This is a genomic window from Pedobacter hiemivivus, from assembly GCF_005144565.1.
In the GTDB taxonomy this organism is placed as follows: Bacteria; Bacteroidota; Bacteroidia; order Sphingobacteriales; family Sphingobacteriaceae; genus Pedobacter; species Pedobacter hiemivivus.
In genome coordinates, this window is the sequence record NZ_SWDX01000001.1 from 138846 (window position 1) to 159682 (window position 20837).

Annotated in this window: 10 protein-coding genes; 4 read left to right on the plus strand and 6 right to left on the minus strand. The window is 38.5% G+C overall.

All coding sequences use genetic code 11. From position 1 onward, the window contains the following. Positions 1 to 34 precede the first annotated feature (34 nt). Together FBD94_RS00620 and FBD94_RS00625 are read left to right on the plus strand one after the other, a co-directional pair. Positions 35 to 1936 carry a DNA topoisomerase IV subunit B gene (locus FBD94_RS00620; protein WP_131607359.1) on the plus strand — a complete coding sequence of 634 codons (1902 nt, stop codon included), beginning with the start codon at positions 35 to 37 and terminating at the stop codon, positions 1934 to 1936. A gap of 228 nt (positions 1937 to 2164) precedes the next feature. Further along, positions 2165 to 4174, plus strand: a complete 2010-nt coding sequence (locus FBD94_RS00625; protein ID WP_169472177.1) for an ATP-binding protein — start codon at positions 2165 to 2167, stop codon at positions 4172 to 4174. A 2-nt stretch (positions 4175 to 4176) separates the two neighbouring features. Here the strand turns inward: FBD94_RS00625 and FBD94_RS00630 are convergent, their stop codons facing one another. Genes FBD94_RS00630 through FBD94_RS00640 form a run of 3 tightly spaced genes read right to left on the minus strand, consistent with a single transcriptional unit; the run spans position 4177 to position 12680 of the window. Continuing rightward, positions 4177 to 5202 carry a YihY/virulence factor BrkB family protein gene (locus FBD94_RS00630; RefSeq protein ID WP_136878722.1) on the minus strand — a complete coding sequence of 342 codons (1026 nt, stop codon included), beginning with the start codon at positions 5200 to 5202 and terminating at the stop codon, positions 4177 to 4179. A gap of 1 nt (position 5203) precedes the next feature. Further along, positions 5204 to 7555 carry a translocation and assembly module lipoprotein TamL gene (gene tamL / locus FBD94_RS00635; RefSeq protein ID WP_136878723.1) on the minus strand — a complete coding sequence of 784 codons (2352 nt, stop codon included), beginning with the start codon at positions 7553 to 7555 and terminating at the stop codon, positions 5204 to 5206. After that, positions 7539 to 12680 carry a translocation/assembly module TamB domain-containing protein gene (locus FBD94_RS00640; RefSeq protein WP_136878724.1) on the minus strand — a complete coding sequence of 1714 codons (5142 nt, stop codon included), beginning with the start codon at positions 12678 to 12680 and terminating at the stop codon, positions 7539 to 7541. Before FBD94_RS00640 ends, tamL begins: the two co-directional genes overlap by 17 nt. A 265-nt stretch (positions 12681 to 12945) precedes the next feature. Between FBD94_RS00640 and FBD94_RS00645 the strand changes: the two genes are divergently transcribed. Next, positions 12946 to 16095, plus strand: a complete 3150-nt coding sequence (locus FBD94_RS00645) for a DNA gyrase/topoisomerase IV subunit A (protein ID WP_136878725.1) — start codon at positions 12946 to 12948, stop codon at positions 16093 to 16095. Positions 16096 to 16100: 5 nt separating this feature from the next. Here the strand turns inward: FBD94_RS00645 and FBD94_RS00650 are convergent, their stop codons facing one another. Beyond that, positions 16101 to 18428 carry a M1 family metallopeptidase gene (locus FBD94_RS00650; protein ID WP_136878726.1) on the minus strand — a complete coding sequence of 776 codons (2328 nt, stop codon included), beginning with the start codon at positions 18426 to 18428 and terminating at the stop codon, positions 16101 to 16103. A gap of 21 nt (positions 18429 to 18449) precedes the next feature. Continuing rightward, entirely contained in the window at positions 18450 to 19037 is a 588-nt protein-coding gene (locus FBD94_RS00655; RefSeq protein WP_136878727.1) for a HupE/UreJ family protein, read from the minus strand. A 66-nt stretch (positions 19038 to 19103) separates the two neighbouring features. On the opposite strand from FBD94_RS00655, the gene FBD94_RS00660 reads away from it, so the two are divergent. Next, on the plus strand, positions 19104 to 19580 hold the full coding sequence (locus FBD94_RS00660) for a DUF6702 family protein (protein WP_136878728.1): 477 nt from the start codon (positions 19104 to 19106) through the stop codon (positions 19578 to 19580). 185 nt (positions 19581 to 19765) lie between these two features. On the opposite strand, the gene FBD94_RS00665 is transcribed toward FBD94_RS00660, so the two are convergent. Further along, positions 19766 to 20824, minus strand: coding sequence for a hypothetical protein (locus tag FBD94_RS00665; RefSeq protein WP_136878729.1), 1059 nt, complete (start codon positions 20822 to 20824; stop codon positions 19766 to 19768). Positions 20825 to 20837 lie beyond the last annotated feature (13 nt).

Below are 20837 nucleotides of genomic sequence, written 5' to 3' on the forward strand. Positions count from 1 at the left end.
ATTCGCTTAAATTTGTAAACTACTCAATTACATCATGGCAGAACCGAATTATAACGAAGATAGTATACGCTCCCTCGACTGGAAGGAACACATTAGATTACGTCCCGGTATGTACATTGGAAAACTAGGCGATGGATCAGCTCAGGACGATGGCATTTATGTATTGCTGAAAGAGATTGTCGACAATTCTATTGATGAATTTGTAATGGGATCTGGCCGTACTATAGAAATTACTGTTTCCGACCAGAAGGTAAATGTTCGCGATTATGGACGAGGTATTCCATTGGGTAAAGTAATTGATTGTGTCTCTAAAATTAATACCGGTGGTAAGTATGATAGTAAGGCCTTTCAAAAATCAGTAGGATTGAATGGAGTAGGTACCAAGGCAGTAAACGCATTGTCTACAAACTTTATGGTGCAATCTTACCGTGATAACAAAACAAAAAAAGTAGAATTTTCTAAAGGCGAGATTGTCTTAGAAAATGACATCATAGATACTACACAGCGTAACGGTACTGCCATTACTTTTTACCCTGATGAAACCATTTTTAGAAACTACCATTACATTACAGATTTTGTAGAAAGCATGATCTGGAATTATGTGTTCCTAAATGCTGGTTTAACCATTAACTTTAATGGGCAAAAGTATTTTTCTGAAAGAGGGCTTTACGATCTGTTGCATAAACATGCAGATGTAGAAAGTATACGTTACCCAATTATTCACCTTATAGGGAATGATATTGAGATTGCGATGACTCACGGTCAGCAATATGGTGAAGATTACCACTCTTTCGTAAATGGTCAGCATACCACACAGGGTGGTACACACCAGGCTGCTTTTAGAGAGGCTGTGGTAAAAACTATTCGTGAGTTTTATAAAAAAGAGTATGATGCTTCAGATATCAGGTCATCTATCATTGCCGCGATTTCGGTGCGCGTGCAGGAGCCTGTATTCGAATCGCAAACTAAAACCAAACTGGGTTCACAAAATATGGGGCCAGATGGGCCATCGGTAAGAACTTTTATCAACGATTTTGTTAAGAAAGAACTGGATGATTATCTGCATAAACATTCTGATGTAGCTGACGCTTTGTTGAAAAGAATCCTACAATCTGAACGCGAGCGTAAGGATATTGCTGGTATAAAAAAACTGGCAAACGACAGGGCGAAGAAAGCTTCGTTACATAATAAAAAACTAAGAGATTGTAAGGTTCACTTTAACAGTACCCATGATAAGCGCTATGAAACGACCTTGTTTATTACGGAGGGAGATTCGGCTTCGGGCTCTATCACTAAATCAAGGGATGTAGATTGTCAGGCGGTTTTCAGTCTAAAAGGAAAGCCTTTAAACTGCTATGAGCTGACCAAAAAGGTAGTTTACGAAAACGAAGAATTTAACCTTTTGCAACATGCTTTAAATATTGAAGATGGACTGGATGGTTTGCATTATAACAATATTGTAATTGCTACCGATGCCGATGTGGATGGTATGCACATCAGGTTGCTAATGATGACCTTCTTTTTGCAGTTTTTCCCGGATTTGGTTCGTTCAGGACATGTGTATATTTTGCAAACGCCTTTATTTAGAGTGCGTAACAAAAAAGAAACCATTTACTGTTACAGTGATGACGAGCGCAAAAAAGCCATATTGAAACTAGGTAATAAGCCAGAAATCACACGATTTAAAGGTTTGGGCGAGATCTCTCCAGATGAGTTTGGATTGTTTATCGGTAAAGATATTAGGCTGGACCCAGTGATTCTTAAAGATCAAACCATAAAAAGTTTGTTGGAGTACTATATGGGTAAAAATACACCCGATAGACAACAGCATATCATCAGAAATCTAAGAATAGAGAAAGATGAGGTAGATGATATGGCAATAATAGCTGATCCTGTTGATACAGACGGGATTGAAGACGCAGCAGAGCTGGCTTAATTTTTAAGGTCCTAATAGGCGAATTGTAAATTTTTTGATTTATACTTGTATTCTGATCGATCCCCTTTGATAGAATAGTTTACTAGTTCTGCAGCTTGGCTGTGGTAAATTAAAAACTTTATGCCTCTTAGTGCCACAAAAAGATCGCCAATACGCTATTATCTAACTGTATTTTTAATACTGATTTTATTCCTTTTTGCATTTTTTTTATATCTGAGATTCAGCAAAATGAATGCGCTGAAGCGCAATATTGCTGAACTGGTAAAGATTAAGGAAGATTATTCGAAAGTAGACAGTTGTATTTATACATTGTACCAAGCCGAGAATAACTCACGTTTGTATGCGGTAACAGCCGATAGGGAGTACATTAAGAAATTCTCTTTGCAGATTCAAAAAGTATCTACCTTTTTGACGGAACTCAATATCAATGTTGATGATAATGTGTTAACTCCTGATTTTAACCGACTGATTAAACAGAAGAAGTTAAAGACTGAAAGCTATTTAAAACTGAGAAAACTTACAGACAGTTTGGTAATTGGGTTTTCGCAGTTAGGCCTTGTTGAAAGGGAGGTCGCCGATAAAATTGAACTTCCGGCAGCAAAGAAGCAGTTTAAAACAGTCACTAGCTTTGATACGATTAGACATCAGCCCCTTCCTGAAAAAAAATTCTTTGGACGACTTGCAGCGGCCTTTGCTGGGAAGAATAAGAAAAAGGACACTTCTCTTACCATTATTAAAACGGAGAAAAATACAGTCGTAAATCAAGATGTAAGAAGTTTTAATAAGGAGCAGCTTAAAAGGATAGAAGACTATTATAAGAAATTGTATGCCAATGCCAACAAGTTAAAGAGTGATGAAAAGGCGATCCTGATGTTAAATAGTAAACTGGTATCGGAGATCATTTCTATTTTGCAGACCTTCAAAAAGGAAGAAATTGGTTATATTATGGATACCAGGAATTTGCTTAGTGAGGAGCTTCTCGAAGAAATTAAGCAGCTGGATTGGATATCGATGATCAATGTATTGTTATTGGTTAGTTTGGTGATCATCATTCTATATAACATTATTAAACTTTATAAAAACGAAAAGGTGCTCATTATGTTAGGCAAACGTGCCTCACAAGATTCCCATTCAAAAAGTCGTTTTCTAGCCAATATGAGTCACGAAATACGAACTCCGCTCAATTCGGTAGTTGGTTTCTCAGAACAGCTAAGTAAAAGTGAGCTTACCAACGAGCAAATCGATCAGGTTGATGCCATCCGTAATTCATCGGAGATGTTGCTGGCACTTGTAAATGAGATTCTTGACTTTTCTAAATATGAAGTTGGAAAGATAAATCTTGAAAATGAGCCTTTCCATCCGGAAAATGAGATCATGGAAGTGTTTAACGGTATGAATGTGCTTGCTGTCAATAAGAATCTTCTATTGGAGGATAAAGTGTCTATCGAAAAAGATGTTTGCTTGTTGGGTGATCGTTTGCGGTTAAAGCAGTTGGTGATGAATCTGCTAACTAATGCCATTAAGTTTACGGCAAGTGGTAAGGTAACCCTAAAAGTTAATTTAGTTATGCATGGCAAAAAACATGGGGTATTAAAAGTCCATGTTGAGGATACAGGGATTGGGATTGCGGCGGAGGATTTGGAGTTTATTTTTGATGAATTTGCACAAGTATACTCTACCACTAAGCAGGGGACGGGCTTAGGCCTTGCTATTTGTAAAAAAATAGTAGAGCTGCAAGGGGGTAAAATTGACGTAAGTAGCGTTCTTGGCAAAGGCTCTATATTCAGTTTTGAAATTCCTTACGAGATCACTAAGGTGAAGGAAGTAAAGGTTGTAAAGGCTGAAGAGGTGCCGATTAGCAAAAAGTTGACAGGCAAGAATATTTTATTGGTAGACGATAATAAGATGAATGTGTTGCTTGCCCAAACTGTGCTGAAAAAATGGGAGATGGGCTTTGATTGCGCTTATGACGGTAAAGAAGCATTGGAGTTGTTTAAAAAGAACAATTACGACCTCATTCTTACTGATATTCAAATGCCAATAATGGGGGGCGTAGAGCTTACCCATGAGGTAAGATACAATGGCGACTTCGGCAAATCTAGAATTCCAATTTTGGGGATAACGGCCCATGTACTACAGGAAGATAGAGATGCCTATTTAAAAGCTGGAATGAATGATCTTGTCTTAAAACCATTTCTTGAACAGGAACTCATCGATAAGATCAGTAAATATATATAACCTTATATTTTAGTGTCTTCCGGATGCTGCGGGGGTAAGGTGTCGACATCTTTTTCAACCACGACAATCTTAGTATGTACTGCATATTTACTCGGTGTAATCCCTTTTGCATAACGCTCGGCATAAGCTTGTGTAAATTCGGCACCGAAGTAAAGAATGATGGCTGTATAATAAACCCAAAGTAAGATTACAATTAATGAACTTGCCGCCCCAAATGCAGAACCTGGGTTGCCTTCTACGATATAGATCCCTATTAAATACTTACCTAAACTAAACAGCAATGCAGTAAACAAGGCACCTATAATTGCAGGTTTCCATTTTAGTTTTACATCGGGTAAAACCTTAAAAATAATGGTAAACACAGCTGTTACTGCAGCTAGCGTTAACGCATTGTTTAATGTGTTGATTAATAAGGTGGTTGTATCATCAACAATAGGTAGGTATTTGGCGATTTTGCTGGAGGAGATGATGTAGCCGAGTTTATCACCGATGGCAACTACAATACTGTTGATAACCAGAGAGACGAGCAGTAGGAAACCTAAAGAGACAATTAAAGAGAAAGATAGGAGCCTGTTGATGAGGAACTTTTTCCATCCTTTTTTCGGGACAGCCTTTACCTTCCAAATCAGGTTGATGCTATCTTGAATTTCAATAAAGATGGCTGTGGCACCAATTACCAATGTAATGATACCAATGATTAGCCCGAGGGTGCTTTTTCCAGTGGTGTTGGCATTGGTTACAAAAGTTTGGATCTGGGCTGTGGCTTCTGGACCAACGAGTTCAGTGATTTCTGAGAAGAGTTCTTTCTTTGGGTTGAGTTTTGTGCTGTCAGAATCTGGGACATCGCCCAAAAATAAACTGGCAGCCGAAATGACAATGATGATAAGTGGGGTAAGGGAGAAAATGGTATAATAAGCGAGGGCTGCACTCAATTTCATTACACTGTCTTCCATAAACCCTTTCCCGGCAGCGATGAATAAATGTGCAGTTGCTTTAATAAAGTGTTTAACTTTTTTTAAAAATGTCATATTAAAAAGGATATCCTATTCCAATGTTATAAACTAAATTCTCTTTACGCCAGGTGTTGTTGCCAAAATCAATTTGGTCAAATACCCAGCGCTTACCTTCTTCATTGTACGGTTTGCGGATAGGGAAGGCTACATCTAGACGAATGACGAAGATTGTTGCATCAATACGAAGTCCAACTCCTGTACCTACAGCAAGCTCCTTTAATGCGTTTTTTAATTCAAAACCTGATCCGGCGCGTCCGACAGTTGCAGGAAGATTACCAATAGCTGGACTCCCTTTATCTTCCTTTCTGAGCCATATATTACCTGCATCGACAAAGGTAGCACCATATAAACGACCATATAGTTTAAATCGTAGTTCCGAACTGATTAAGGCTTTAATGTCTCCGCTTTGATCAATATAGTTGCCGTTAGCAACCAATGGATCATTTTTATAGTAGTAGGTTCCGGGGCCAATGGATCTTGCTGCCCAAGCCCTGATATCGTTGGTTCCGCCGGCAAAAAATTGACGTACAAAAGGTAGTGTCGTCTGACCGCCGTAGGCATAACCATAGCCTAGATCTATACGATTAGCCCAGATTACATTCTTTGTGATTTTATAATAATTTCTGAAATCGGCCTCTAAACGAATAAATTGGTTCAGCTCCAGACCGGCAATAACTTTGGCTCCTCTATCATTTTTGCCTGCAAACAAACCCCATACATTTCCACCAGTTTCCAGGGTACCATTGAAATAGATGTTATTTCTTCTGAAGTCTTCAAATTGATTGGTGTAGGTGAAGCCATAAGTACTTCCAATAATGAACTGTTTTTCCAGTACATTTTTTAAGCCCGGGGTTACCTTTAATATACTATCTATTTCTGTTTGTACTGAGGTTAACAGTGAAGAGGTAACATAGTTTACAGATATTGGGTTAAATGAATGTTCTTTGTATTTGTTTTCGTTCCACTTGTAACCAAATTGAGTTTTGAAGGAGTTGATGTCATACAAAGAACCTCTATGCAGTAGTTGGTAAGAAAGTGAAGCTATTGTTTTAGGAATAAAAGCATTGGTGGTATTGATCCCTTTAAACGGAGTGATAAACCTTGGGAAAGTGAGTTTACTCTCCAGTGTAAGTGAGTAAGAGTTTAAAGCTTTAGATTGTCCGCCTACCTGACTTTCAAAGCCCCCACTTGCACTTACATCCAGTTGTTCTGCTCCCCTGAATACATTACGTGTAGTTTGGGTCAGTTTCAATTCTGAGCCGACAAAGTTGTTTGATTTACTGGTTCCCGTAACAGAAAAAGAAAGGGAGTTTTTCTTTAAAGGTGTCAGGTAAATATTTAAATCCAGTTGATTGTTTTTAAAGCTGTCGAGTGGTATAAACTCGGCCTTTACAGCTTGGAATGCACCAATATTAACCATTCGGTTTAACGATTGATTATGATCTCTTCTATTGTACAACTCATCTTTTTTAAAGAAAACGAGACGATTAAATAGTGGAGCTTTAAAAGTCTTCCTGGGATCATAGATTCTAAAGTCATTATAAATCTCAGGGCTTGCTGTTCTTAAGGCACTGTCTCTCCTTAAGCTATAGTTTGGAAAGATGTTGATATGATTAATCGTATAAGGTTTTAAGCTTGCGTCGGGGGCTATATCTTTAACTTTTAAACGGATATCTACACTATTCTTGCCAATGGTACTGTCTACCTGTAAAATCAGATAATCGGGGCTAAAGTAGAAGTAGCCCTGTTCTTTTAGGTCGTTGTCTATGCGGTCTCGTTCGTTTTTAAAAACGTCTAAGTCGTAGTTGTCGCCGACTTTTAATAAACTGTTGGCTTTGTTGTTATTGATAATTGTTGCAATACCCGAGCTGTCATTAGGGAATAAAACACTGTTGATTTTGTAGCGTGGACCGGTTTCCGCGGTATAAACAGCTTTGCCTTTTTTTCCTTTAATGACGGTATCGCCCACAACATCCGATTGCAGATAACCCTGACTAATTAGATAGCTTTTTAATACCGCATTGTTGTAAGGGATTTTTACTTCGCTTAATAATACGGGTGGCTCGCCCATTTTGGTGCGCAACCAATGTTTAAAACCTTTTTTCTTTGTCGTTTCTCCTGCAAGATTATAAAAACCCAATTTGTATTTAATTCCCAAAAAAGACTTGTTGGGTTGGGGTCTGGTTTTATCCAGAAGTATTTCTTTTACTTCTTTTTGATCCGTAATTTTTACTGCCGAATCGGGATTGATATTTATTTCTGCACCCGTATATAGATATTGCCCCGGCTTCAAACTTTTTGTTGTGCTGCAGGAAGCCCAAATTAAACAGGCAAGTATAAGTAAGTTGGATTTAATTAGTCTTGTCATTTTTAGGCTGTTCTTCTTGTCTTAATCGCTGTTCCTCTTGTCTTGCTCTTTGCTTTTTAGAGAAACTTCTAAATACCTCTCTAAATTTATTGTAATCTACCACCAGTGCAAAACCTACACCGGTTTCTATAATTTCGCCTTCAATTACACCTTCATTCTGGTTGCGCCTGTAGGCTCTCAATCTGTATTTTCCATCCTTAGATAGCAGATATTCTATGTTTACATTACCTGCAATATTAGCGGAGTTTTTTCCTGCGTTTTGTCCTTCTAAACCAAATGAACTGCCTACGGTTACAATCAACCTGTCACTTAGCAGTTTTTTAGATAAGCCTATTTCCAGATCTGTTTTGTTTTGAAGCTGACCGCTAGAGTAATCCTCGGATGAATTAATTCCGAAGTTAATATCTACTCCTTTTATCAAGTCAGAAGCCAATTTGTTCAATTGATCGGAAAGCAAATTACTTACACTCGATCGTGCGTAGTTAGTAATAAGCCCGTTGCCTCCTCCTGCCAGACTTTGGAAAGGATTCTCCGCTATAAAACGTTCTAAAACCAATAAAGCAAATACTTGCTTATTTAGTTCACCTTCATCATTATTTACTTGTTGAAGCTTTCCATATACAGATCCGCCCAATGCTCCTCTTTCATTTTCAGGTAAATCGATTTTAAATTTAATAATTGGTTTTAGCAATTCACCGGTCATCATCAGATATACCTGGAAAGGAAGTTTTGTTTTAGACGTAGGGTCATCCGGAGTATTGAGTAAGTCCATGGGAGCCGCATTTACCTCAATTAAAGCTGTCAAATCAACATTAGCGCTTGTTGGTTCTCCTGTCCATATAATGCTACTGCCTTGCTGAAATTTAAATTCTTTTTTAACCGGGCCTACAGATAAGTTATAGCTTCCACTTAATACATTGTATTTGCCTGTTAAGCTGGTTTTTCCACTTGGGTCCATTGTGGCAGCGAGCGTTGCCTCTCCTTTAACCTTTAGGTTATCCCCATTTGCCGGATCTACCACAATATTTAATTCTGCACCAGGATCTATAGTAATTGTAGCACTCAGGTTAATTCCTTTGATTGGCGCTTTACTAATTGAATCGGCTACGGAAAGTGCTTTTTTGCCATTGGCAGGGGGAGCATTAAAATCAACGAATTGAACAATTCCTTCCTGGTCTATAATTGTGGGGTCATCGGGAGGCATGGCAAAGAAGAACTTTGTCTTATCTTCCACCTTAACTGTCATGTTTACATCCGGTTGGTTTAAATCGCCACGCACCTTAATGTTGCTGGTTAAGTAAACGGTTCCATAGATCATCTCATTATCTTGAGCAGTAGAATTTAGGGCCCTGAAGTTATTGGTCCTAATGTCCATATTAAACTTAAAGTCGCGGTAGTTGGTGGTTAAAATGCCGCCAGTAATTACAGCTTTCTGATTCAAGGAATCAAGGATCGTAAACCTATTGAAATCAATACCTGTATCGGTAAACCTAATGGTTTCATTAGGCATACGGAAGTAAGAATTTACATAAGCAACGTTAAAACCGGCCTGGTTAAATTTTACATCTCCAAGTATTTTAGGTGCATCAAGAGCGCCTTTAATGGAAAGCTCTCCGCTTACTGTTCCGGTTCCATTTTTAATTTGTCCCATTGATAAGCTCTGAATGGCTTTTAAATCTATCTTGTCGATATTTAAAGTCATATCAAGTGCGCTCTTGGGAGCTGTGTAATAGAAGCCGCTAGCCCTTAACTCATGTGTCCCTGACAAGGCAATGTTAGTTTCATAAGCATTTTCGGTGTTGTTGTTTACCGCAATGCGCAAAGTTCCAAGCATATCCTTTTGGTAACGAAGCTGGTCCACGGTTAGGTTGGCCTCAAATTTAGGTGTCCCGGTAAGGTCTTTTACATTTACTGTTCCATTAATGGCCCCTCCGGCCAAAGCACTGTCGGCCTCTGCAAACCTGGTTAATGTTTCTATCCTGAAATCTTTAAATTCAACTTTAAGCGGAGCATTTGGTGTGTTGCTTTCGCTGTTGATGCTGAGTAGTTGTCCACCGTTACTTAAGTTAAATTGATTAGCAAGTATACCCGATGCCCCAAATTGCAGGTAGTTCTCAGGCGATACAGTCCATTTTTCATAGTTCAATCGTACCTTTTGGGGATCGAAGCTAAATCTAAAATCCTTATCAATAGATTTGAATATACCCCCTAATACATATTTGTCTTTCCGTTTACTATCACGCAAGTAGATATTCAAATCCAGATCGTTGTTAACGGCAGCGCCGCTAATTTCATTGTTAAAGAAGGATAAAGATGGGCTTTGTAAACTTTTAATCGTTAGTTTATAATTTAGCTTCTGATCCGTATTGTTAATGTTCAATCGGGTGCTATCTACGCGATAACTACCGTAAACCACTTGTGGAAATACCGCATTCATCACTAAACTATCCTTCTTAGTGTCCAGTAAACCATTCATCCTTGAAGGGGCGAAGGTGCTCAATTCTGGCACAAGATTTTTTAAGATCTTCGGGTTGTAGAAGTTTACATAAAATCTAAACCTTTGATCAGGGATTTTAGTGACCGTACCAAACTGATAATATTTATTGATCTGATTGATCACCGCGTTTGCCAAATTGGTGATCTGGTATTTACCGTCAATCTTTGCCCTTAAAAACTCCGATTTTAAGGTAAGTAGGTTGTGGTCGGCAGAAGCCTCTGAATGTACAATGATCGTGTCTACATTAAAACGTTGACCTTCTTTAACCAATTGCAAGCTATTTACTGTAATGTCGCCATTTAGGTAATCCGGGTCGGCAGTTTGTATATCGGCTTTGATTAAACCTGCAAGCTTAAATTCTGTAGTACTGAAGTTAAGTTTTTGTAGGTCTATTTGTTTCAGATTGGCATTGGTCTTTATTGCAGGGTATTTACCTGATATATCTACATGCGCAGTCAATTCAAAATTGGCGTTGCTATCTGCCATATTGCTTTTTAAATCCAGCTTTTGTTGCTTGTAAGCGCCGCTTAGGTTTAAGTTCCGGTAGGTGTATTTGTTATAATAAGCATTGACCACTTGTCCATTTATTGTGGCTGAAGCTTTTTTAGGATCTAGTCCTGTGCCTTTAACATTTGCTTTTATAGTGATTCTACCTAATTGAGGCTCCATTTTTAACAGGCGACCCACATTGAAATTATTTAGATTAATGTTGGCGGTATAACTTTCTTTCCCTTTAGGACCTTTCATATTAGCCAATAGCTTGGCGGACCCCATGTCGGTATTGATGTTGAAACCGGTATTGAAATTGGTCATGGATCCTGTAAACTTACCAGTTGCATTAATCGAATTTGGTAGGGTGATGTTGGTTGGGAGCGTTTTTTTAGGAATAACTACAAGCAGGTCATTTTTGGTTAAAGAGAAACGCTTGATGTTCAAATCGAATATAGCTTTATTAACATCGGGCAAACCTTTTACCGTTCCATTGACATCGATGTGTGTGCTTTTTAAGCCATCAACCTGCAATTTTGGAATCACAAGGTTATTCATATATCCACGAGCCTGTGCATTCACTTTTAGTTTCTCGTTGCGATAGTTTTCGGGTATGGCATCGCTAAAATAGCCTGCATCCTTTAAACCTATGGTGGTGTTTTTTACCTGCACATAGATTTTCACCCTTTCAGGGTGTTTGGTGAGGTCTTCCATAGCCGTATAGTCCAGCTGGGTATTGTTCTCAATACTGGTATTTGGAGTCTTCAATACCAGGTTGTTTACCTTGGTCTGCTTTTGGGTATAAGCAACATCCCCTTGTAATTTCGATAACTCGAAACCACTTTTTTCTTTAAAGCTACCTGATTTTACATTAACCAGGATGCCGGCATCACTATAGGACAACTTTTCGGCTTGTAAGCCAAGTTTCTTTATATTTAGGTGGTTAAAGTCCATTCCTTTCGCTGTCTTTTCAGCCAGGTTATCGAACTTTATATTGTTGTCTAACAGACTTAGGTTTTTCGCCAGAAAGGCAATTCCGGGAGATGCCGGAGCTGGTGCTGGTTTTTGAGGAGTTTTAGTGGGAGGAACTGGTTTAAATGCAAATGCAACATCCGATTGGTTTAGTTTTGCCTCATCCAACTGGTATTTGTTGTGGTTTACATCAGCAATCAGTTTGGTTAAGGAAAATTCCTTCAGTTTAACCTGTGCACGCATATCCGAGGCCGCAGTTTTAAAATCAACTTTACTGTCATTGATTTTTGCATCCTCAATCTTATACTGATTGTTGGTAAGGTCGATAAACAGTTTAGTTAACGTTAGATTATTTAAATCAAGGTCGGCACTAGTTTTCGAAAGTCTGTCGTCAAAACCTATATTAACTTTATTGAATGCGAAATCTTGTATTTCAACAAGTGGTAATTTGCCCGATTCGGTTTTTGCAGTATCAATGCTATTTGCTATTTGCGCCTGCAACTGCGTTAAGGGTTTTTGCTGCAGATATTTAACAGAAGTGTTGTTTAAGGACAGTTTTTGGATTACATAATGCTGATTATCCAGATCGAAATCTTTAATGTTTGCTTTAAATTCCCCAAGGTTCAGCTTCATCTCATTACCGGCAACATCATCCCGATAAACAATACCAATATCTTCCAGATTAATTTTACTGATCGAAAACTTTAGAGTAGAAGTCGTATCTTTCTGAACTTCGGCTTCTGGTTTTGTCTGTTCGGATAAGAAAGCGTCTACTAAAAAGGAAAAATTAAATGTTGTATCAGGATGAATACGCGTCACATTTGCCCGTATTTTTTGTAACCCGATGTAGTTTACTTCAACTTTGTTGTTTAGTAGCTCGTACAGGCTAATGTTAACAGCTAGTTTTTGTGCATAAACCAGGGTGTCGCCTTTTTTATCTTCGATGTAGAACTTATTAAGAACAATGTCATTGGGTAAATCTAGTCCGATGCTTTCTAACCTAATTTCTGTCTTTGTCTTGCCTTTAAGGTAGTTAACGGCAATATCTTTAACGAAATCCTGAACATAGGAGATTTTTAGGGAGAGCATAATCAGTACGAGCAACAAAATAACGCTTGCTACAATCCAGAGTAAAACTTTAAGACTTATTCGTATATATTTATTCAATTGAGCAGTATTGAAAGTTCATGTATGGTCAACTTCACCAAAACCATGCCACCGAGGGGAGTTTTGGGTTGTTTATTATATTACAATCTATCGAATTAATTGTTCAAAAGTATAAACAATTTGTATGTTTTGTAACTTTGCGGCCGAAAGCAGGTAATTATTCTTCTTTGAGCAAAAATAATATATCAACATAGAACTGTTAAAAATTCAGTTCTTAGAATTCCGTTTTCAACCCTTATATTTACAGCATAACAATCCTTTTTTGATGAGCGAAGAAATAGAAAACAACATAAACGAAGAAAACAAACATACCGTAATTCCTATTAATGGACTATACGAAAACTGGTTCCTCGATTATGCTTCTTATGTAATTCTGGATCGCGCAGTACCACACATCAATGACGGCTTGAAGCCGGTACAGCGACGCATTATGCACTCTTTGAAAGAGATGGATGACGGACGTTTTAATAAGGCTGCCAATGTGATCGGAAATACCATGAAGTATCACCCGCATGGTGATGCCTCCATCGGTGATGCAATGGTTCAAATTGGTCAGAAAGACTTATTGATCGATTGTCAAGGTAACTGGGGAGATCCAATTACTGGTGACAATGCTGCTGCCCCTCGTTATATTGAAGCCCGGCTTTCTAAATTTGCCAATGAAGTGGTATTTAACGGTGATACAACCATTTGGCAATTGAGTTATGATGGACGTAATAATGAACCTGTAACCTTACCTGTTAAGTTTCCTTTACTGCTGGCACAGGGTGCCGAAGGTATTGCTGTAGGTTTGGCGACAAAGGTAATGCCCCACAATTTTATCGAATTGCTGGATGCTTCTATAGAAGTTTTACAAGGGCAGCGACCTAATATTTTACCCGATTTCTTTACCGGTGGTATGGCCGATTTTTCTGCCTATAACGAAGGTATGCGTGGAGGTCGGATTAGGGTAAGGGCAAAGATTACGGAGAAGGATAAAAAGACTTTAGTAATTACCGAAATTCCTTATAGTACAACTACGGGCTCGGTTATCGATAGTATCTTGTCCGCTAATGATAAGGGTAAAATTAAAATCAAGAAGATAGAAGACAATACTGCTGCTCATGTAGAAATTGTTATTCAGCTTGCTCCTGGTATTTCTCCGGATGTGACTATCGATGCTTTGTATGCCTTTACTTCATGCGAAGTTTCTATCTCTCCAAATACCTGTATCATTAAAGATGAAAAGCCTCAGTTTTTAAGTGTAAATGATATTCTAACACAGAATACGTTGCACACCAAGGCTTTGTTGAAAAAGGAATTGGAAATTAAACTGCACGAGCTGCAGGAAAAAATATTCTTTAGTTCTTTGTTAAAGATCTTCATTCAGGAAGGGATGTACAAAAATGCTGAATACGAAAATTCAGGTAATTTTGACACCGTTGTAGAGGTTTTAAACTCGTTGTTTGAGCCATTTAAACCAGATTTATATAGAGAAATACAACCTGAGGATTTTAAAAAGCTGATTGATAAACCAATGAGCAGCATTACCCGCTTTGACGTTAAAAAAGCGGATGATCAGATGAAAGCCCTGTCGGATGAGATTAAGGTGGTTAAAAATCACCTGCGTCATCTTACTGAATATGCGATTGCCTGGTTTCAAAAACTGAAAGACAAGTATAGCAAGGGAAGGGAACGTAAAACGGAAATCCGTTTGTTTGACCGTGTTGAGGCTTCTAAAGTGGCCTTGGCCAATGTGAAATTATACCTGAATCGTGAAGACGGTTTTATTGGTACAGGTTTGCGTAAGGACGAGTTTGTTGCAGATTGTTCCGACATTGATGAGGTCATTGTATTTAGGGAAGATGGAAAATGCATCATTACCAAAGTAGCCGATAAAACCTTTGTCGGTAAAGGAATATTACATGCCCAGGTATTTAAAAAAGGGGATGAGCGTACTGTTTATAACATGATCTATAAGGATGGTGCAAGTGGGGTTTCTTACATCAAGCGTTTTGCTGTAGTAGGAGTTACGCGCGATAAAGAGTACGATTTAACGAAGGGCAGTAAGGGTTCTAAAGTGTTGTATTTCACAGCTAATCCAAATGGAGAGGCAGAAATTATAACCGTACAGCTTAAGCCTCATACTAAATTAAAGAAATTACAATTTGATCTGGACTTTGCCGAAATTGCAATTAAGGGACGTGGTTCACAGGGAAATATTGTATCTAAATATCCGGTTAAAAAGATTCTGCTGAAGAGCAAAGGTGTATCTACTTTATCTGGACTAAAAATCTGGTACGATGATTTGTTGAGAAGACTTAATGTTGATGGCAGGGGTAAGTATCTTGGTGAATTTGATGGGGATGATAAGATCTTGCAGGTACACAAAGATGGTTGGTACGAACTCAGTACTTTCGAACTCAGCAACCACTTTGATGCCGATTTGATATTGATTCAAAAGTTTGATCCTGAAAAGCCTTTTGCTGTAGTACAGTATGAAGGTAAGGCGAAAAACTACTTTATAAAAAGGTTTGTTTTTGAATCGATTGGAGTTGGTAAAAAACAAAGCCTGATTAGTGAAGAGACTGGTTCTAAATTCTTATACTTAACGAGTAACGCGGCCGCTGTGTTAACGGTAGATGTATTGAAAGGTAAAACTCAAACTCCGGAGACACTTGAGATTGTACTGTCTGAGTTTATTGATGTGAAAGGGATTAAGGCAAATGGAAACAGACTGACTGCCCATGATGTTAAAAACATTACCATTTCTAATCATAAAGAGATAGAACTGGAAGAAGAAGTTAAGGCAGTTGCTGCAACTGCAGAAGATTCAACGGATGATGATTCAATGAATGAGTCAGGAGCGCCTGTTGGAGACGTAGTTCAGGATACTAATGAGGAAGAACTTGTTGATCCGGCAATGAGTAAAGATGCGGATGAAGAAGAGGTTCCATTGCCTGAGGCTGACGAGGAAGTAGCAGATGAAGCAACGGAAGAAGAACCTACACCTGTTAATGAAGCGCCTGCACCAAAACCTAAGAAAGTTTTTGAGAGTAAACCGGCAGTTAAAGCTCCTGTTGAAACACCTGGAGTGCCAGAAGCAGATATAGAAGAACCTAAACAACCGATAGTTGAAAAAGAGGTTATTGTGGAAGAGGAAAAAACTCCTGCTCTTGAGAAACCGAAAAAGGCATGGGGTAGTCCGGCTGCGAAACCTGCAGCGGCAACTAAACCTGAAGAGGTTAAAGAAACTGAAACTGTAAAGCCTGTTGAAGAGAAATCGGAAGAGGCTATAAAAGTAAAAGAGGAACCTGCGGCTAAGCCAGCAGCAGAACCTAAAAAGGAAGAAAAACCCGTAAAGAAAATAGATTTCGAAATCACCAATCCTGAGGATATCAAGATTGATGATAAAGGTCAATTAGGCTTCTTTTAGATAAACTAGCGCTGCCTGGATTGTTGCATAGGATTTGATCCTGTAGATGATCCACGCGGCGCTTGTTGTTGTTTAAACAATTCAAAGCGCGAAGGCTGGCTTTTTCTTGGCCATGAGTTATTTTGCTCATCGATATCCGCAGTTTCACGATAAGGATCAAGCTGTACCGATACTACTTCCTTATCTTTAGCAAAAACCTTAGTTACCTTATTTTCGTCTTTTCTCCAGATATACGCTGAGATACGGTCTACCTCTTTAGTGCCATCTTTAAAAGTCCATTCAATAATAATAGGCATCACCAATCCACCTTCATTAGAGAAGTCCAACTCATAAAAGTTCTTTTTGCTTTCATAGAGTTTTCGCTCATCGGCAGTTAGGCTACTCATGTAATTTTGAAACTCCTGATCAGCAGTTTTGCTGACTTCAAAACGGTTAAATTTGTTATAAAAATCTAGTAAGCTAGTATCTTGTTCTACTGCGAATTTAATGCCTTCTTTACGATTACGTTCCCTTCCAATATTATATAGGTCCTTGTCATATGCTTTTTTGGCTTCGTTGTTTTCAAGCGTTTGGTTCTTGCTGTCTAAGCGGTAATAGCGAACGTCATTAAGAGAAATGTCTACCGGATCAGTTCCAAAGAACCAGCCTCTCCAGAACCAGTCAAGGTCAACTGCTGAGGCATCTTCTAAGGTTCTGAACAAATCAGCAGGAGTAGGGTGTTTAAAGGCCCAACGTTTTGCATATTCCTTAAAGGCATAATCAAAAAGCTCCCTGCCCATAACGGTTTCCCTTAAAATGTTTAAAGCCGTTGCTGGTTTAGCATAAGCATTTGGCCCAAAGTTGATGATGTTTTCAGAATTGGTCATGATGGGCTCCAGCTGATCCTTCGGCATCTTCATATAATCAACGATTTTATGTGCTGGGCCACGTTGTGAAGGATAGTTATTATCCCAGGCCTGTTCAGCCATATATTGACAGAAAGTGTTCAATCCTTCATCCATCCAGGACCATTGACGCTCATCTGAATTCACAATCATAGGGAAAAAGTTGTGTCCTACTTCATGGATGATTACACCAATCATGCCGTATTTAATCGCTTCGGTATAAGTTCCGTCCTTTTCTGCACGGCCGTAATTGAAGCATATCATTGGGTATTCCATTCCGTTGGCCGCTTCTACAGAAATAGCTACAGGGTAGGGGTAAGGAATGGTGTGTTTTGAATATTCTCTTAAGGTATGGTCAACTACTTTCGTAGAGTATTTGTTGTAAAGTGGATATGCTTCAGGTCCATAGTAAGACATTGACATGATTTTCTTTCCATTGATATGTGTTGCCATGGCATCCCAAACTAATCTGCGGGACGATACCCAGGCAAAATCTCTTACATTCTCGGCGGTATAAGTCCATGTTTTTTTAGCAGATGATTTCTTGCCTATTGCCGATTTTACTTCAGCCAGGTTTACAATCTCTATTGGTGTCTTTGCAGTTTGTGCAGTATCCCATCTTTTTAAACTACCTGCATTTAATACTTGTGCATAATTCTGACACTCACCCGTGGCACCCACAACGTGATCTGCAGGAACTGTCATGTTTACTTTATAGTTGCCAAAGGCAAGGGCAAATTCGCCGCGGCCTTCAAATTGTTTGTTTTGCCATCCCTGGAAATCAGAATAAACAGCCATACGCGGAAACCATTGTGTAATGGTAAACAGGTAATTGTCGTCCTCGGCAAAATACTCATAACCACCTCTGCCACCATCAGACATTCGGTCAGCAATCTTATAATTCCAGGTTATTTTAAGTTTATATTTTTGTTTAGGTTGTAAAACAAAAGGAAGATCTATACGCATCATCGTATTATTGATGGTATAAGGTATAGCTGTTCCTTTCTCGTCGGTAACCTTTAATATGTTTACGCCAAGATCGTTCGGCGGATTGATGATGTCAGACAATCTTTTGTAGCCCACCTGCTCTGCCATTCTGCTACCCTCAGTGAGTTTATTGTCGCTGGTTGATTTATGTTGGTTTTCATCTAGTTGCACCCATAAATAACTTAAAGGGTCGGGAGAGTTATTGTAATAGGTAATCGTCTCAGCACCATTTAATCGAAGATTTTTCTCATCAAGCTCTGCATTGATTTCATAGTCTGCACGTTGTTGCCAGTATGCCGGGCCTGGTGCTCCAGATGCAGAACGGTATAGGTTTGGATCAGAAATAATGGTGCCCAATTGTTCAAACTTGCTTCCATGATTAGAACCTGGGTTATTTATATACTGACTGAAAGCATTTGTACTGAATATAAGCGCAACAAAAAACAAGAAGTTCTTATTCATGGGGAGTTTGGTCTTTGGTTTTTACGGAAGTAATGCTGGAAGCCTTTCTGCCGCCATTACAAACGATATTCCAAATATAGCCGATGAAACAAAGAAATTATAATCCCATCGCTTTATTTTTACAATCCAGATGAGGATAAATGATAATATTAAAACTCCAGCAACGATGATCAGCTGACCAAATTCTAATCCGACATTAAAGGCAAACAATTCGGCTGTTATACTGCTGCTTTTGCCCAATAAGCTTCTTAGGTAATTTGAAAAGCCTAATCCATGAATCAAGCCAAAAAATAACGCTATTGTGTATTTAAAGCGCTGGCCTTTGGGCTTTTGACGTTTACTCAAAATGTTTGATATCGCTGTGATCAGGATGGTAACAGGAATAAGGAATTCGATTAAAGGTGTATTTACACTAATCACTTTAAATATACTTAAAGCTAGTGTGAGACTATGACCTAACGTAAATGCAGTAACAAGGATTAATACTTTTTTCCAATCGGTGAATGTATAAGCCCCACAGAGTGCGATTACAAATAAAATGTGATCATATCCCTGCCAGTCTAAAATATGTTGCCAGCCTAATTGAAAGTAAAGGGAGAAGTCCTGCATCGAATAAAATCGTAAATTAGCTAATTAATTATAGCAATATCCTTATTTAGATTAAGAAAAACAACTATGTGGCAATTGTTACTGCTTTTTTGGTTAAATGTATTCCACCCATTTTATGTTAGTGTAACTGAAATCGTGTACAATAAAAATTCTGGAACCGTACAAGTGAGTGTGAGAATTTTCTTTGATGATTTTGAAAAAGCATTAGAAAAAAGAAGTAAAACTCAATTGAATATTTTAAAGCCGACGGATAGAAAACAGGTTAATGCTATGATTGCGGCTTATATAAAAGATCATTTAAAAATTAATGCTAATGATAAAAGTCTGGATTTAAAATTCCAGGGTTACGAAATAGAGGAGGATGCTGCCTGGTGTTATTTCGAAACGTCACAAGTTGGAAGCATAAAGCAGCTTCACATTAAAAATGACATTCTATTTGAGCAGCAGAGCTCACAAAGTAATATGATTCATGTAGTCGTAGATGGAAAGCGAAAAAGTACCAAATTAGATAATCCAAAAAGCGAAGCTGATTTTACCTATTGATTTTCTTATAATAGTATAGAAATGCCATTTTTAAAACATAGCGGGAATAATTAAGCGTTAATTACTGGAGCCTTGCCGGGGTGTTGGTTAGGCTATGGCCCCAGCAAGGCCCCGGAAATTATAGGCTACAAAAAAGCGGCTTCCTAGTTAAGGAAAGCCGCTTTTTTGTAGCTGATTTTTTGCAATTATTGGTACTGAATATAAATCGGTACTGGTTTTAATTTCATTAAATCCTCAGGTGTCATTAACCTGTTTGGGGCCTTTTTCAAATCATTTTTATAGAACAGTTTAAACCCTGTAAACTGAACGGGTTCAGAATAGATAAAGTGGCGATAAGTACCTTTTTTAAGTTCAGGTTCACCCCAACCATCCATATGCATTACAATTTGAACTTCTGGACGAAGTTTAATGCTCTGGTAATTGGTAACCATTTTTTTAGTGAAACGGTGGATTACAAATACTTTAGGAGGCAGATTGTATTTTTTTACGATATCAGCCAAATGCTGGGAAACAAAGTTGATGTCTGCAGCGTCATAGGTGCCGATTTTCTTGCCTGGTAAAGTGCCATCTTTCATAGAGAATTCCGGATCAATGCCTAAATGTACATAAGGCAATTGTAAGTATTTTTCTATGTGCGGAAGTTCTGCTTTAATGTTACTAAGTGCGACTTGTAGATCCAAGAATACAATCGTGTTAGGACGCATTTTAGCAATGGCTAGTACAGAATCAATCTGGCTATTGGCCATCCTGTTGATGTATTTGCCATCTCTGCCTGGGGTGCCACTTGCTACAGCAGCAATATAATGGAGACCTGCTTGTACTGGGGTAGATGGATCTACCTTCTCCCAATGTTTAATTTCAGCATTTAGCCTTTTCCACATTTCTTTAGGAGCATATTCGCCCAGTGCACCCATTTTTTTTGAATGTAAATTTCCGTAATAAACAACAATACGTTTAAATGGTAGAATTGCACCTGCTAATGGATAAGGCTGATTTTTTACTGGCCATTTTCCAGTTGTGTCGCCATTAGCTAGTTTCGTTAATAGGGCGTTATACTTCGCCGTGTCAACCGGTTTACGGGTACCCACTTCTTCGGTTTCCACAGAGTCGGTCGTTACAGTATTGCCGGTAGCGGTTATTTTGATTTGTCCTTTTGTTTTTTTTGCATCAGAAGCGCAGCTGGTTAATAAAGCCATTGTTGCTGTGCTGATTAAAAGAATTGCCGCCAGATGAGGTATTTTCATAGATATAATGTTT